This is a genomic window from Indolivaga alginatilytica, assembly GCF_003201355.1.
GTDB classification, from domain to species: domain Bacteria; phylum Bacteroidota; class Bacteroidia; order Bacteroidales; family Dysgonomonadaceae; genus Dysgonomonas_A; species Dysgonomonas_A alginatilytica.
Genome location: NZ_QICL01000010.1, coordinates 67,415 through 82,949, shown reverse-complemented (window position 1 = coordinate 82,949; position 15,535 = coordinate 67,415). Strand labels below are relative to the sequence as shown.

At 35.9% G+C, this 15,535-nt stretch carries 20 protein-coding genes; 14 read left to right on the top strand and 6 right to left on the bottom strand.

Annotated features, from left to right (window positions below; translation table 11 throughout):
* From CLV62_RS09510 to feoB, 5 genes are all read right to left on the bottom strand, one after another.
* Window positions 1-570, bottom strand: coding sequence for a DUF1697 domain-containing protein (locus CLV62_RS09510; protein ID WP_110310546.1), 570 nt, complete (start codon window positions 568-570; stop codon window positions 1-3).
* A gap of 12 nt (window positions 571-582) precedes the next feature.
* Window positions 583-1,026, bottom strand: coding sequence for a GNAT family N-acetyltransferase (locus tag CLV62_RS09505; RefSeq protein ID WP_110310545.1), 444 nt, complete (start codon window positions 1,024-1,026; stop codon window positions 583-585).
* Between the two features lie 74 nt (window positions 1,027-1,100).
* Complete coding sequence (locus tag CLV62_RS21500) at window positions 1,101-1,289, bottom strand: hypothetical protein (RefSeq protein ID WP_146212723.1); 189 nt, start codon at window positions 1,287-1,289, stop codon at window positions 1,101-1,103.
* A gap of 88 nt (window positions 1,290-1,377) precedes the next feature.
* Window positions 1,378-1,533, bottom strand: a complete 156-nt coding sequence (locus CLV62_RS09500; protein WP_245904066.1) for a FeoB-associated Cys-rich membrane protein — start codon at window positions 1,531-1,533, stop codon at window positions 1,378-1,380.
* Between the two features lie 74 nt (window positions 1,534-1,607).
* Window positions 1,608-4,088: a ferrous iron transport protein B gene (gene feoB, locus CLV62_RS09495; RefSeq protein ID WP_110310544.1), complete on the bottom strand. Its 2,481-nt coding sequence runs from the start codon at window positions 4,086-4,088 to the stop codon at window positions 1,608-1,610.
* 364 nt (window positions 4,089-4,452) lie between these two features.
* Between feoB and CLV62_RS09490 the strand changes: the two genes are divergently transcribed.
* Window positions 4,453-5,208, top strand: a complete 756-nt coding sequence (locus CLV62_RS09490) for a hypothetical protein (protein ID WP_110310543.1) — start codon at window positions 4,453-4,455, stop codon at window positions 5,206-5,208.
* Window positions 5,209-5,304: 96 nt separating this feature from the next.
* Here the strand turns inward: CLV62_RS09490 and CLV62_RS09485 are convergent, their stop codons facing one another.
* On the bottom strand, window positions 5,305-6,714 hold the full coding sequence (locus CLV62_RS09485; RefSeq protein WP_110310542.1) for a DHA2 family efflux MFS transporter permease subunit: 1,410 nt from the start codon (window positions 6,712-6,714) through the stop codon (window positions 5,305-5,307).
* 259 nt (window positions 6,715-6,973) lie between these two features.
* On the opposite strand from CLV62_RS09485, the gene CLV62_RS09480 reads away from it, so the two are divergent.
* The 13 genes from CLV62_RS09480 (at window position 6,974) to CLV62_RS09420 (ending at window position 15,471) form a co-directional block, all read left to right on the top strand.
* Window positions 6,974-7,381 (top strand): VanZ family protein, encoded by a 408-nt coding sequence (locus tag CLV62_RS09480; RefSeq protein WP_110310541.1) that lies wholly within the window; start codon window positions 6,974-6,976, stop codon window positions 7,379-7,381.
* Window positions 7,378-7,902 carry a TlpA family protein disulfide reductase gene (locus CLV62_RS09475; protein ID WP_110310540.1) on the top strand — a complete coding sequence of 175 codons (525 nt, stop codon included), beginning with the start codon at window positions 7,378-7,380 and terminating at the stop codon, window positions 7,900-7,902. Before CLV62_RS09480 ends, CLV62_RS09475 begins: the two co-directional genes overlap by 4 nt.
* Window position 7,903: 1 nt before the next feature.
* Window positions 7,904-8,239, top strand: a complete 336-nt coding sequence (locus CLV62_RS09470) for a DMT family transporter (protein ID WP_110310539.1) — start codon at window positions 7,904-7,906, stop codon at window positions 8,237-8,239.
* A gap of 92 nt (window positions 8,240-8,331) precedes the next feature.
* On the top strand, window positions 8,332-8,649 hold the full coding sequence (locus CLV62_RS09465) for a DMT family transporter (protein ID WP_317048080.1): 318 nt from the start codon (window positions 8,332-8,334) through the stop codon (window positions 8,647-8,649).
* A 6-nt stretch (window positions 8,650-8,655) separates the two neighbouring features.
* A complete protein-coding gene (hisH, locus tag CLV62_RS09460; protein WP_110310538.1) occupies window positions 8,656-9,246 on the top strand; it encodes an imidazole glycerol phosphate synthase subunit HisH in 591 nt (196 codons plus the stop codon).
* Window positions 9,243-9,968, top strand: coding sequence for a 1-(5-phosphoribosyl)-5-[(5-phosphoribosylamino)methylideneamino]imidazole-4-carboxamide isomerase (gene hisA / locus CLV62_RS09455; protein WP_050709622.1), 726 nt, complete (start codon window positions 9,243-9,245; stop codon window positions 9,966-9,968). Before hisH ends, hisA begins: the two co-directional genes overlap by 4 nt.
* 17 nt (window positions 9,969-9,985) lie before the next feature.
* Complete coding sequence (gene hisF / locus CLV62_RS09450) at window positions 9,986-10,738, top strand: imidazole glycerol phosphate synthase subunit HisF (protein WP_110310537.1); 753 nt, start codon at window positions 9,986-9,988, stop codon at window positions 10,736-10,738.
* A 50-nt stretch (window positions 10,739-10,788) separates the two neighbouring features.
* Window positions 10,789-11,385, top strand: coding sequence for a bifunctional phosphoribosyl-AMP cyclohydrolase/phosphoribosyl-ATP diphosphatase HisIE (hisIE, locus tag CLV62_RS09445; protein ID WP_110310536.1), 597 nt, complete (start codon window positions 10,789-10,791; stop codon window positions 11,383-11,385).
* 6 nt (window positions 11,386-11,391) lie between these two features.
* The gene (locus tag CLV62_RS09440; RefSeq protein ID WP_110310535.1) at window positions 11,392-12,081 is read left to right on the top strand and encodes a cell division ATP-binding protein FtsE; all 690 of its coding nucleotides are present in this window, start codon (window positions 11,392-11,394) and stop codon (window positions 12,079-12,081) included.
* 73 nt (window positions 12,082-12,154) lie between these two features.
* Window positions 12,155-12,694, top strand: a complete 540-nt coding sequence (locus CLV62_RS09435) for a GNAT family N-acetyltransferase (RefSeq protein WP_110310534.1) — start codon at window positions 12,155-12,157, stop codon at window positions 12,692-12,694.
* Window positions 12,695-12,765: 71 nt separating this feature from the next.
* Window positions 12,766-13,164 (top strand): DUF1573 domain-containing protein, encoded by a 399-nt coding sequence (locus CLV62_RS09430; RefSeq protein ID WP_110310533.1) that lies wholly within the window; start codon window positions 12,766-12,768, stop codon window positions 13,162-13,164.
* 117 nt (window positions 13,165-13,281) lie between these two features.
* The gene (meaB, locus tag CLV62_RS09425) at window positions 13,282-14,382 is read left to right on the top strand and encodes a methylmalonyl Co-A mutase-associated GTPase MeaB (RefSeq protein WP_110310608.1); all 1,101 of its coding nucleotides are present in this window, start codon (window positions 13,282-13,284) and stop codon (window positions 14,380-14,382) included.
* Window positions 14,383-14,505: 123 nt separating this feature from the next.
* Window positions 14,506-15,471 (top strand): ROK family protein, encoded by a 966-nt coding sequence (locus tag CLV62_RS09420; protein WP_110310532.1) that lies wholly within the window; start codon window positions 14,506-14,508, stop codon window positions 15,469-15,471.
* The last annotated feature ends 64 nt before the right edge of the window (window positions 15,472-15,535 follow it).

The window sequence follows — 15,535 nt, the reverse complement described above, 5'->3', positions numbered from 1 at the left end:
TTACTCACTTATCGAACTTTTAGCTATCTCTCGGAGTTTAGACACCGTTGTCCATCCTCGAGTGGTAGCTATAATTTTTAATTTCTTTTCGAAGAAGGTATTTGTCAGCTTTGTTTTGCCATACCCGTTGGTGCAAAACAAGTAGATAACTGATTTATAAATAATAAATAAGTCATCACCTGAATACTTATTGATTTCTTCAACGACAGTCCCAGTTACATTCTCTGATAAGAAAATCACATAAAGCTTTTCTACATCTCTATTCTGTGCCACAAAAGGGTTACTTTCATGCACATCATTAAGCTCCTCTATATTTTTGACAATAACAGGCACATCCAGTTGAAATTGTTGAAGTATTTGCTCCGAAATTAAATCGGCAAGTACTTTACAGCTTTGTATATTAGATTGAAAAACAACATTGCCACTCTGGATATATGTCGTCACGTTTTCAAGTTGCAGATTTTCATAGAGGTCTTTCAAGTCATCCATCTTTACTTTTCGATGCCCACCCACATTAATCCCACGTAACATGGATATGTAAGTCTGCTTCAAAGAATCCTCTATTTTCATATAGCCGTTTCTTTATTTGATTTCGTAATAACAATTCAAATTATCATCACCTACAGTTGCCCCCAGTTTCTTATAAAATGAAATAGCTTCCTTGTTCCAATCTAAAACTTGCCATCGAAGCGATTTACAATTAGTTTGTCTTGCCAAATCAATTAAAGCACAAGCTAGCATTGTTCCAACCGAAAATCTTCTGTATTTCTCTTTTACATATAAATCATCGAGATAAATAGCTTTTCCCGTCCATGTATGGTAAGTATAAAAATAAAAAGCATATCCAACAGGATCACCTTTTTCATTTTCCGCTAAATAACAGTGATAACGATCTTTTTCCTTTGTTAGATCCTCTATACTTATTTTCACTTTGTCTGCTTTACCCAAGTAAGTAGCAAATTCTTTAATCATACTAAGTATCACAGGAATGTCTTTCTCTGTGGATTTTCTAATGCTAATATTCATTACGAGTGTGTTTAAAACAATATTTCAGTTATTTTTTCAACTAGAAAAGGCAGATCATATAGATGATCTACCTTTTAGTATGAGAGAGCCGTACCGATGGATAAAGACGAAACTCCGTTAAACAGGATTTGAGTGCCTCCATCCCTTTGTAATTCACTGCGCCTAAGCAATCCCGAAGGATGTGACCCGCCATTAGAATAGAGAAGCTTGTCTCGGAATTCGTATGTAATTGATGAGTTTCCCAATCGACCAGTACGACTCAATATTTTAAAGAAGGCTCTCCTTCTAATTGATCTTAATTACTAATTCAAAAATATAGAATATTCTCGGAATATACAAGCTTTGCAGGAGTTATTTAAATTTTTTCTCCACATTACAATGGCAACTCGAACATCCACAGGCTCCTCCCGATTTCTCTTTTATAAAGAAAAAAGAATAGACCTTATATCCTAAAATTGCAGCAACCGCTAATCCTATTATTGTTACAATTATCTCTTGTATCATCATTTTTCAATTTTATTACAACATACAATTGATTGTTTATTTATAAACAGATATCTGCTATATAACGTTCAAATTATTCACAAAAATAAACTTCCTATTTGAAATACAGCAAATGCAACTAACCAAGCTAGTAGGGTAGTGTAGACCACACTAAAAAGTCCCCATTTCCAAGATCCTGCTTCCTCTTTTATTGCAGCAATTGTAGCCACACAAGGGAAATAGATCAATACAAACAGAAGTAAACTAATGACCACCAATGGAGTAAAAGTTGGTGTACCATCGGGATTTGTACTACTCAACAAACGTTCTTGCAGCGACGACTGATCTTCTTCTGCATTGCCTGTATATAATACTGCCAATGTACTCACAACAACCTCTTTTGCTGCACTTCCTGTTAGTAAACTTACACTAATTCTCCAATCAAAACCTAAAGGACGCATCACAGGTTCTATAAACTTCCCAAGACGTCCTATATATGAATATTCCGTATGATCGGTAGTTCTTAAAGCTTCTTGCTCATCAACTTGTTCGTTTCTTTCTTCCTCAGTAAGTAAGCCACTAGAGAAGCTTTCATCAATTTGTCCGATCTGAGTATCGATTTGTTGGTTTTCGATACTATCCTGAGGGAAATATCCTAAAAACCAGATAAGAATAGAGGCTATAAGAATAACTCCCCCCATCTTTCTGAGATATTGTCTCGATTTATCCCACATATGTCTGCATACCGATTTAAGGGTAGGCATACGATAAGGAGGTAATTCCATTACAAAAGGAGCATCTTCACCCGCAAATAAGAAACGTTTAAACAATCGGGCGGAAATTACAGCTAATAGTATTCCTATTATATATAGACTAAATAGCGCTAATCCTGCATTGGCTTTAAAAAACACTCCCACAAAAAGCAGATACACCGGCAAACGGGCACTACATGACATAAATGGGTTGATAAGCATGGTTATCATACGACTATTACGGCTTTCGATAGTACGTGTTGCTAGTATTGCAGGGACGTTACATCCAAATCCCATAATCAGTGGAATAAAAGATTTACCATGCAATCCCATCTTATGCATTACCTTATCCATTATAAATGCTGCACGAGACATATAGCCCGAATCTTCCATAAATGAAATGAAAGCATATAAGATCACAATGTTTGGAAGGAATACAATTACGCCACCTACACCTCCAATAATACCATCAACTATAAGGTCTTTAAGTATACCATCGGGCATATAACTACGCACTATATTGCCTATCCATTCCACAGCGGATTCAATCCACCCCATCGGATAATCACCCAAACGGAATGTACATTCAAACATAATCCACATAAAGATAAAGAACAACGGGAAACCTAGATACTTATTGGTTACAATAGCATCAATCACACGTGTGGCATCCGATTCTTTCAGCTTCTCTTTGAATGTTTCTTTTAATCCTCCGGCTACAAAGCCATAGCGGGCATTAGTTATTGCAGATTCGGTATCTTCTTGAAGAGTACTTTCTATATCTTTTATTTCATCAGCAGTTACTTGCAGTATATTTTCGGCCGATTGATATGCATGTTTTACATATTTGGTAACTTCAGCATCTTTCTCTAATAACTTAATAGATAGGTAACGAGTAGGGAATATACGTTCTATTCCTTTTTCCTTATCGAGTAAGATATTGGTTTTACTGATTGCATTCTCAATAGTATGTCCGTAATAGATTTTAATACGGCGTACTACGGGTTCTTTATTTTCGTAAACTCTGATTACTGCATCAAACAAGGCTGGAATACCCATTCCCGAGCGACAAACTGTGGGAACAATAGGAATACCTAATAACTTAGAAAGTTTTATATGATCAAATTCACTACCACTTTCTTGAAGCTCGTCATACATATTCAAATCTATGACCATAGGAACCTCCATATCTATTAATTCCGTTGTCAGATATAGATTTCGTTCCAAATTAGAAGCTGCAACAACATTGATTACAACATCCGGCTTTTCTTCTATTAAGAATTTCCGCACATATAATTCTTCAGGGGTATAAGCCGATATAGAATATGTACCGGGCAAGTCTACAATTTTGATTTGGTACCCGCTGTGCTTGAAGTTTCCTTCCTTAGAATCAACAGTTACACCACCATAGTTACCAACGTGCTCGTGCGCTCCTGATGCAATATTAAACAATGACGTTTTACCGGCATTGGGATTTCCAACTAATGCGATGGTTATCTGTTTAGTTCCGTTAGGAGCTTTTTTCAGAACACACTCTTCGCAATCATAATTATTCTCAAATGAGTACTTCTCTTCAACAAGAGCTTTTTTTTCTTTATTATCTTTAGGATATATTACTTCGATCAATTTGGCTTCGCTTCTTCGCAACGAAACCTCATAGTCCATTATTTTATACTTTATCGGATCTTTGAGAGGAGCATTAAGTATGACTTTTATAGCTTTTCCTTTTATGAATCCCATTTCAAGAATTCGTTTACGAAAAGCCCCGCTGCCATTTACTTTTACAATAACACCAATCTCTCCGGTTTTGAGGTCAGATAGAAACATGTTTTCTTTATCAATTTTAGGGAATACAAAGATGCTTATTTTTGCCGATAAACTCCTTTATTATTTATAATAATTTTAAATAAGGATGTCTTTTTAAGGACTAATAGGTTATTTTAAATTTTGGAACACCTCTGTTTTTATCCCATTTTTTATGTTTTTGAAATCTGATATGCTATATTTATGTATTATTTGTAACTAAAAAATATAATCTATGCATAAATTGATATTTTCGACACATCTTTTTTCACAGAATATTTGTTATAAATAATATGGTTAATTGATGGTATAGTTTTTGATACGAGTAAGTACATATATTTATAAAATAAACAGGTCTGAGACCTAAATCACCTAATGAAATTAGTTTATGAAAGAATTTGAAAAAATGCTTAATCAGTTGAGAGATTCATCAGGTGAATTAAAAGCTAACATGCACCTTTTGAATGAGATTGTACCCGTAGAAGAGCAAATGAAATACTTCGAATATTCGAAATACGTACAATCGAATAAAGATAATACAGGTCTCGACCGCAACTATCTAATAGCAAAACTTTTCACGCCCGAACTTGATCTGGAAGATAGACGCTACTATCTGTCAGCCTTAGCAGGTATTGTTGATGTGGCAGCATTTAGAGCTATTGAAACATACCACAGCAGCCCCTTGGAACCCGAATTAGCCAATTGGTCGGCAATGGCTCTGGCTGAAAGTAAAATATTATTGGATGCCGATTTGTCAGGCGAGAAACAATTTTTCGTATCTACCGGATTAGGAGGGAAAAACGGAAAACTGCGCTATTTCTCGGTTATAGCATCCTCGGATCGTTCCGACTTTAATGAATTCCAGAGAGAAAGCCTCTTGAGAGAATTACAATTTGCATTTACGACTCATAATATAGAAGTAGAAAGCATTGAAATAAAAACAAACTACCTAAAAATATATCTTTTCTGCGGATTGAGTCAGGACGGAAATACTTGTATCGAAAATGCAATAAAAGAATGTAATGAAATGGGGCATTTTGTAGATGATCAATTCCTTCTGACAAATGTAAGAAAGATTGAAGACTCAGAAATAGAAGAGTTGCTAAAGAAAAAAAATTCCAGTTCAGATTCAGAAAATGAATAAAAAATAATCCTAGAGAAAATCTTATTTGTAAAATAAAGGGTGAAAGTAATTCATCCTTTATTTTTTTACTGCAAATTCGTATACAAATAATCCAGACTATTTATGCCCCGACATTTGTTCTCCATCACCAGACTTCAACTGGCTGAATATTAAGGATGCCAGTAAAGTTATTACTCCCAATATAAGAAAAGTATACCTGAAAGAAGATTCAATATCTCCACCCGTCAACCAAGTCGTTGATTCTGTTGTTCGTAAAATCATAGCTCCCACCGAAACACCGAAACTCATAGACAATTGCTGTGTAATTGCTAAAAGGCTATTTCCGCCACTTGCAACCTCAGGCGTTAGATCAGCTAGTGAAATAGTATTCATAGATGTCATTTGTATCGAATTTACAGCTCCATAAATTACCAATATAGGTATCAATAAATAGAGTGGGGTAGCCTTGTCCGGTAATGCAAACATTGAGATTACAAACCCAAGAATAATAGTATTAGTAATCAATATCTTTTTGTATCCAAATCGGTGTACCAAGTGAACCACTTGCGATTTTGCTATAATAGTAGATATAGCAGATACCATCATAATCATTCCCGACTCAGTAGATGTGTGCAGAAAAGCAATTTGTAACATTTGAGGGAGTAAAAACGGAACACTTCCAATTCCTAATCGGGTAAATAAGTTGCCCATCAATCCGATCCGTAATGTTCGTATCGAAAATAAATTTAAATTTATAATCGGATAGTTTACCCTTCTCGAATATAGTATATATAATCCTCCAAAGGCAATAGCCAAGCATAATATACTTGGAATTACCCACCATTCGAAAGAACTTCCTTCTCCGATTTCGAGAAATAAGGATAACGCAATAAGAGCGGCCGAAAACAGAAAGAATCCGATTATATCAAAGTTTTTACCACCTCTCGTAAAGTTTGGCATTACATATTGAGTAAATATCAACCCCACAACTCCTATTGGGATATTGATGAGAAAAATCCAATGCCATGTCGAAATATCTACAATCCATCCACCAAGAAGAGGCCCTATTAGTGGACCAACTAATCCCGGCATAGTAACAAAATTCATTACACCCAATAGTTTGCTTTTGGGATAAGCATAGAGTAAAGCCAAACGCGAAACGGGCACCATCATAGAGCCTCCGATCGCTTGTAATATACGCGAATAAACTAATAATGAATAGCTTGTAGACAAAGCACAAGCCAAAGATCCCAGTGTAAATAAAAATACGGCAATGCTGAAAATTCGTTTTGTACCGTATTTATCGGACAACCACCCGCTAACCGGTATTAACAAAGCGAGAGTCAAAGCATAACTCACTACGACGGCTTGCATCGATAATGGAGAATGATTTAAATCTTTTGCAATAGTAGGTAAAGCAGTATTTAATATTGTAGCATCTAATGATTGCATAAACATTGCCATAGCCGCCAACCAAGGCAATTTGGGAGAGATATTCAAAGTCTCTTTATTTTCGTCCAATAACATATCATATAAGTAAATGAAAGTATGCAACGATATACTTTCGAGTTGTAAAAGGGTACAGTTTTTATTCTTGCCAAATCTTAAATACGTCTGAGACTTAAATTATATTTTGCCTAAAATTTCGAATTCAAAAATAGGGCATACGTCCAAAACACACTTTTTATATAACAAAATTACTATTAATTCAGATTAAAACTGTTACAGATTGTATGCAAATGTCGATAATTTATAGCACCTTTGTATACGAAACAGGTAAAAGATTATGTCATATTCGCTAATTAGGTATTCTATAGTACCGATTTTTATTTCGCTTGTAATTCTATATTTGTGTTGCCTTATTCCTGCCAATGATATCCCCGAAGTATCATTTGAATTTTTTATACCTATGGACAAAATAGTTCATTTTTGTATGTATTTGGGTTTATCGGGAGCAACTGCAATTAATTACATACACGGAAAAAGAGGTCTCGTTAATACTCAAAAGCTAATAATCGCAGCTTTTTTACTACCAATACTCTATGGTGGATTTGTTGAAATTCTACAACATTATTTCTTTCCTCCACGAGCAGGCGATTGGTTCGACTTTTTAGCAGATATGCTAGGCTCTCTTACAGCATTGCCAATCGCATTTCAGTATAGAAACTACTTAAAGAAAAAACATATACAATGAAGATTATATTTTTGACTTTTATCGTAACTTTGGTATCTCTGAACATATTTGCTCAGGATGACGATCGTAAATACCTAGTAAAGGTAGGGGATATAGCTCCCGATTTTGAAATGGCAATGCCCGGTGTTGAAACGATAAAACTATCGTCTCTTAGAGGTAAAGTAGTAATGCTTCAATTTACAGCTAGTTGGTGTGGAGTATGCCGAAAAGAGATGCCATTTATAGAATCAGAGATCTGGCAAAAACATAAAGACAATCCTAATTTTGCATTATATGGAATAGACAGGGATGAACCGGCTGAAACTGTACTCGCTTTTGCTAAGAAAACAGGGGTTACCTATCCGATAGGATTAGACCCTAAAGCAGGAATTTTTGAGCTTTATGCTGAGAAAGATGCAGGTATTACTCGTAATGTGATTATAGGAAAAGATGGCAGAATAGTTATGCTGACTCGCCTTTATGATCCGGAGGAGTTTAAGCAAATGGTAAAAGTTATTGATAACCTTTTAGCTGAAGAATAATATGGCTTGGTTATATCTTATATTAGCCGGACTTTCTGAGATAGTTTGGGCGTATGGCTTAAAAGCGGCACATGGCTTTACGGATGTTAAATGGAGTTTAATTACTCTGTTTTTTATGATTGTAAGTTTCTATCTTTTTGCCCGTGCAATGCGCGCTATTCCTATCGGTACAGCTTATGCGGTTTTTACCGGAATAGGGGCGGCAGGTACAGCCATAATAGGCATCCTTTTTCTGAATGAAGGAACTAGCTTTCTGAAAATATTCTCATTAACCCTTTTAATATTGGGTATTGTAGGACTAAAACTGGCTAAGGACGATAAAAAAGAGGCTAAGTAATATAATAATATAAAGCTTATATAAACTATAATAGCTTTGATTGGTTATTAACAAAGCAATAAAAGGTCTGAGACCTTAAAAAAGTAGAAATTATGATTTCATGGATATTCCTCTTCATAGGAGGGGCATGCGAAATTGGTTTTGTGACAATGATGAAGTTATCCGATGGATTTCGGAAACTCAAATATTCTTTATTGACCATTTTATTTATGGCAGTCAGTTTTTATTCTTTATCATTAGCATTAAAGACAATACCTATCGGAACCGGATATGCAGTATGGTCGGGGATAGGAGCAGTAGGCAGTGTGCTTATCGGCATGTTTTTCTTTAAAGAATCAAAAAGCTTTTTGAAAATTATTTTCATCCTAATGATAATCATTGGAATTACCGGTCTAAAACTTTCGAGTTAATATATAATGGGAATAGTAATTATAAAATACAATGCAGGTAATATATTCTCCGTTGATTCAGCAATGAAGCGATTGGGAGTAGATGCCATTGTATCAGACGATAAGGAGCTGATACGGAAAGCCGACAAGGTTATATTTCCGGGAGTAGGAGAAGCTAGTACAACCATGAAATATCTTAGAGAAAATGGTTTGGATACTCTCATTAAAGACCTGAAACAACCGGTACTAGGCATTTGCCTTGGAATGCAGTTGATGTGCAAACATTCCGAAGAAGGAAATGCCGATTGCCTGGGTATTTTTGATGTCAATGTAAAACGTTTTATACCCCAGAAGCATGAGGATAAAATTCCTCATATGGGTTGGAACACCATTACAGATGTAAAAAATCCACTATTCGATACAACATTAGAAAATCAGTACGTTTACTTTGTTCATAGTTATTATGTGCCGATCAATTCTAATACCGCTGCCACTACTGACTACATATTGCCATTTAGTGCAGCACTTCATACTCAGAATTTTTATGCTACACAATTCCACCCCGAAAAGAGTGGTAGCGTGGGCGAACATATACTAACCAATTTCTTAAAGTTATGATAGAAATAATTCCGGCTATAGACATTATCGATGGAAAATGCGTACGTCTCTCCCAAGGAGATTACGGTGCGAAAACCATATATAATGAGAATCCTCTGGAGGTAGCTAAAATGTTTGAAGATGCAGGTATTCATCGCCTACATTTAGTAGATCTGGATGGAGCTAAGGCCAAACATGTAATCAATAATAAAGTATTGGAAAATATAGCAACCCATACTTCACTTATTATTGATTTTGGTGGTGGTATTCAAAGCGAACAAGATATAGATATTGCATTTGCATCCGGTGCTGCTATGGTTACAGGAGGTAGCGTGGCTGCAAAAAACAGACAGCTCTTTGTTAGCTGGATTAAAAAATATGGTGGAGATAAAATCATATTAGGAGCCGATAGTAAAAACCGACATATAGCCGTTTCAGGCTGGCAAGAAGCAACAAGCTTAGATGTGGTTCCTTACATCCGTAACTATATGCAATATGGTGTACAAAAAGTGGTTTGTACAGATATTACTAAAGACGGAATGTTAGGCGGACCGGCTATAGACCTATATAAATTAATAATGAATCAGGTACCTGATGTATATTTGATTGCCAGCGGTGGTGTATCATGCAAACAGGATATTCTGGATCTAGATGCAGCAGGTATACCGGCTGTAATTATGGGTAAAGCTATATATGAAAACAAGGTAACTCTTAAAGAGCTTGCTGAAATTCAAAATTCATAAATAACAGTTCGGGAACTATGCTGGCGAAAAGAATAATACCATGTTTGGATATTAAAGATGGAACCACAGTAAAAGGAATCAACTTCGTCAACCTGCGAGATGCGGGCGATCCTGTTGAGTTGGGTATAAAATATAGCAAAGAAGGAGCAGATGAACTGGTTTTCCTTGATATAACCGCCTCTCATGAAGAACGGAAAACTTTTACCGAATTAGTAGAACGTATAGCTCTCAACATCAGTATACCGTTTACTGTTGGAGGAGGTATAAACGAACTAAAGGATGTAGATAGATTGTTGAGTGCCGGAGCTGATAAAGTTTCGGTCAATTCAACAGCTCTTCGCAACCCTATGATAATAGACGAAATCTCTAAAAATTTCGGTTCACAAGTTTGTGTATGTGCTATTGATGCCCGTTTTGATGGCAAAGAATGGATGTGCTATACTAGTGGAGGTCGTAATTTGACAGATAAAGAACTATTCTCCTGGGCTAAAGAAGTAGAGAATAGGGGAGCCGGAGAGATTCTATTTACAAGTATGAATCACGATGGGGTAAAGCAAGGATATGCAAACGAAGCTTTATGCCGCTTATCCGAATCACTAAATATTCCTATCATAGCCTCTGGCGGAGCAGGTAATCTACAACATTTTTCGGATGTTTTTAAAGAAGGAAAAGCAGATGCAGCATTGGCAGCCAGCGTTTTCCACTTTGGAGAGATTGCGATTAAAGATTTAAAATACTATCTTCGTAATGAGGGTATAAACGTAAGATAAGGTCTCAGACCTTATTATAACTTTGGCAAATATAATAACTATAACCTGTTATGAATTTAGATTTTGATAAAGTTGGCGGATTAATACCGGCCATCATACAAGATAATGAGACTAATAAAGTCTTAATGCTAGGCTATATGAACCAAGAAGCTTTGGATAAAACGAACGAACTTGGTAAGGTTACTTTTTACAGCCGTACTAAACAAAGGCTTTGGACAAAGGGTGAAGAAAGTGGTAATTATTTGAATGTTATCAGCATTCAGGAAGATTGCGATCAGGACACGCTCTTGATCAAAGTAAATCCTGTAGGACCTGTTTGTCACACAGGTGATGACACTTGCTTTAAAGAAGTAAATCGCGAAGAAGTAATGTTCTTCAAACATCTCCAACAATTTATAGAGAAACGTCATCAGGAAATGCCCGAAGGCTCTTATACGACCTCTCTTTTCCAATCGGGAGTTAACAGAATGGCTCAGAAAGTAGGAGAAGAAGCAATAGAATCGGTAATCGAGGCTTGTAACGGCACTGACGAAAGGCTGGTTTATGAATCTGCAGATATGCTGTACCACTTAATAGTATTGCTTACATCGAAAGGTTTGAGTATTGAGGATTTATCTCGAGAATTACAAAAAAGACATAAAAAATAAATAGCCATGGGTGAAATCATTGTAGATTACAAAGGAGTAGGTCTTAGTAGAGATGGTAATTCGATACTGCAAGACTTAAATCTGCAAATATCAGAAGGAGATTTCGTATATCTGATCGGAAAAGTAGGATCGGGTAAAAGTACTTTTCTGAAAAGTCTTTATTGCGAAGTTCTGATAGATGATGGTGGAACCGCCTATATTTTAGATTATTGTCTGAATGATATTAAAAGAAATCAGATTCCTTTTTTAAGACGAAAGATTGGTATTGTATTCCAAGACTTTCAATTATTAATAGACAGATCTGCAGAAAAGAATTTGGAGTTCGTTCTTAAAGCAACCGGATGGGACAGCCAAGATGCCATAGACAACCGAATTCGTGAAGTGCTAACTCAGGTGGGTATGCAAAATAAGGGGTACAAAATGCCTCATGAACTATCAGGGGGAGAGCAACAACGTATTGTTATAGCACGTGCATTGCTTAATTCTCCTGCATTAATTCTGGCGGATGAGCCTACCGGAAACTTAGACCCTGAAACCGGAACACAGATTGTAAAGTTATTACATGAAATTTCAGAAAAAGGGACAACTGTTATAATGTCGACCCATAATTATGCAATCGTTCAGAAATTTCATGGACGAATCATAAAATGTGATGACGGATCGATGAAGGAAGTTATGATCTCATCACACTCTTAAAATCAGACTCTATAAAAAAGAGCAAAGATTATGACTAGTTCTTTATTCGCACAAATATAAATAAGAATAGAAAATGATATTAAAAAAAGTAACTCTTGATAATAAATCGGATTTAGAATTTATAGAGAAGCTATATATTGAAAGTTTTCCTCGTTACGAGAGACGACCTATATTGCAAATGCACCAATTACTGGAAACAGAAGAGCGATTCAATATGTATTTATTGGAAACAGAAGATAATATTCGAATTGGTTTTGTAACATATTGGATGCTTGATACGTTTATATTCTTAGATCATTTTGCGATCAGTTCAGAACAAAGAAGTGGGGGATATGGAAAAAAAGCCGTCGAAAAACTCATCCAACAAACGGACTTACCTTTAGTGGGTGAAATAGAATTGCCGGGAGCCTCAGAAATGGCAAGCAGACGTGTTAAATTCTATGAAAAACAAGGTTTTCAGATTTGGGATTTACCTTATGAACAGCCTCCTTATGAACATGGGTATGAACCTATTCCGATGTTGACTATTACCTATCGCGACTTAGGCTTTCCTGCTACTTTTGAAACAATAAGAGATACTATATATTCAGAAGTGTATAAAAAAGAAATATAAATGATTGTTAAATTCACATCTGATTACTGGATAATTTATAACTTTGACAAATTAACATAAAGTTGGTAACAATGAAAAAAATTAGTTTTATTCTATTGGCAATGATTTTGAGTATCGGTTTAATATCGGCTCAGCAAAATAAACAACAAACAGGCGATGCTAAATTTGCAACATTAGTACATGATTTTGGCAAAGTTGCAGAAGAGGTTGGTTCGGTTAGCTGTGAGTTTCAATTTACGAATACGGGAAAAAAACCTCTAATCATTCAAGATATAAGAACCAGTTGTGGATGTACTACACCTTCTTATACCAAGGATCCTGTATTACCCGGAAAAACAGGAACAATCAAAATATCTTATTCTACAATTGGAAGAATTGGAAGTTTCGATAAGAAAATAACTATTTTCACAAATGAACCAGACAATGTATATACTTTAACTATTAAAGGAGAAGTATTGCCTCGCAAATAATTTGTGACTGATAAATTAAAGGAAAGATTAAATAAGAGTATGTTTTACAACTGAATCTTATTTAGTCTTTCTTTTTTGTTATATCTTTACGTATATAAAGATAAAAAATGAAGTATGATGGAACATGAACATCCCGAAAATGACGAGCATTTTCACACATTGCAAGTAAATGAAGGAACATCAGACAAACCTACAGTAAATCCTTACCTGAAAGATTTTAGTCGTTTCAAAAAGAAAACATACTCGGTAGATGAATATGTAGACGGCATCCTCGAAGGTAATATATCGATACTTAGTCAGGCAGTAACTCTTGTCGAGAGCTCTAAATTGGAGCATCAGATAATTGCTCAGGAAATCATAGAAAAATGTTTGCCTCATTCGGGTAACTCTGTAAGAATCGGTCTAACAGGAGTACCGGGAGCAGGAAAAAGTACATCTATCGATGCTTTTGGTATGCATTTATTAAAAGATACAGATGTCAAACTAGCCGTATTGGCTATTGACCCATCCAGCGAATTAAGCAAAGGAAGTATTCTTGGAGACAAGACCCGCATGGAACGCCTAAGCGTTGCCAATAATGCTTTTATCCGCCCTTCTCCTTCAGCAGGTTCTTTAGGTGGAGTTGCACGTAAAACACGAGAAATAATAATACTTTGCGAAGCTGCCGGTTTTAACCGTATAATAATAGAAACTGTAGGAGTTGGACAGTCCGAAACAGCAGTACACTCTATGGTCGACTTTTTCTTATTGATACAACTTGCAGGAACAGGAGACGAACTTCAAGGTATTAAAAGAGGTATTATGGAAATGGCTGACGGCATTATCATCAACAAAGCGGATGGTGATAATATTGACAAGGCAAAATTGGCTCAGGCACACTTTAAAAACGCCCTACATTTATTTCCTATGCCCGAATCGGGATGGGAACCCAAAGTTTTATTATATTCAGGCTATTACGAATACGGAATCAAAGAAATTTGGGATATGATTGCCGATTATATGACATTCACTACCCAAAACGGATATTTTGCACATCGCCGCAACGAACAATCGAAATTCTGGATGTACGAAACAATTAATGAGCAATTAAAATCCAGATTTTATAATAACTCTAAAGTACAATCCGAATTGAAAGTGTACGAACAACAGGTTCTCAGTTCACAAATAAGTTCTTTTGCAGCAGCAAAAAAGGTGCTAAGTTTATATTTTAATGAATAAGCAACATTAAAAGATGCGTAATTCTACAATATCAAATGATTATTTATAAGGAATAATAATTTATATTTGTATACTAATAAGAAGAAACTAGTCATTGTTGAATTAAATATATTAAGTTTTATCATGGAAAAACCATATGCAATTGGTATTGATATCGGTGGTACTAACACTGTCTTTGGAGTTGTAGACAAAAGAGGTCATATTATAGCTCAAGGCTCTATAAAGACAGCAGTTCATAAAGAAATCAACGAATATGTTAACAATTTAGCTATCGCTTTACAAGAAGTGATGGATCAAGTAGGTGGTTCTGCCAACATCAAAGGTGTAGGTGTAGGAGCTCCTAATGGTAACTTCTTTACTGGTTGTATCGAATTTGCTCCTAATTTACCTTGGAAAGGAATGATTCCATTGGCACAAATGCTTACAGATCGTATTAAAGTACCCGTTGCTTTGACAAACGATGCAAATGCCGCTGCTATTGGGGAAATGACCTATGGTGCTGCACGTGGAATGAAAGATTTTATTGTAATCACACTGGGTACAGGTGTCGGTAGTGGTATTGTTGTTAACGGACAATTAGTTTACGGTCACGATGGTTTCGCCGGAGAACTAGGCCACACAACTATTCGCCGTACCAACGGACGTATGTGCGGTTGTGGAAGAAAAGGTTGTCTTGAAACATATACATCTGCAACAGGTGTAGCCCGTACTGCAAAAGAATTCTTGTCAACACGTCAAGACCCAAGTTTACTTCGTAACATAAGCATCGATGAGATAACCTCTAAAGATGTTGCAGAAGCTGCACAACAAGGTGATGCTTTAGCTAAAGAAATATTTGAATACACAGGACAGCTTCTAGGTGAAGCTTTTGCTGATTTCATTGCATTCTCCAGCCCCGAAGCTATAATCCTGTTTGGAGGTCTTACCAAAGCAGGCAGTCTGATTTTTGACCCTGTAAAAACACATATGGAAGATAACTTATTACCTATCTTCAAGAACAAAGTAAAACTGTTGATGTCTGAACTTAAAGAGAGCGACGCAGCAGTATTAGGTGCCAGTGCATTAGGCTGGGAAGTAAAAGAAATTTAATATCTCTTTTTTACCTGTCCAACTTCAGATATAAGCTCTTATAGCAACATTTTGCTATAAGAGC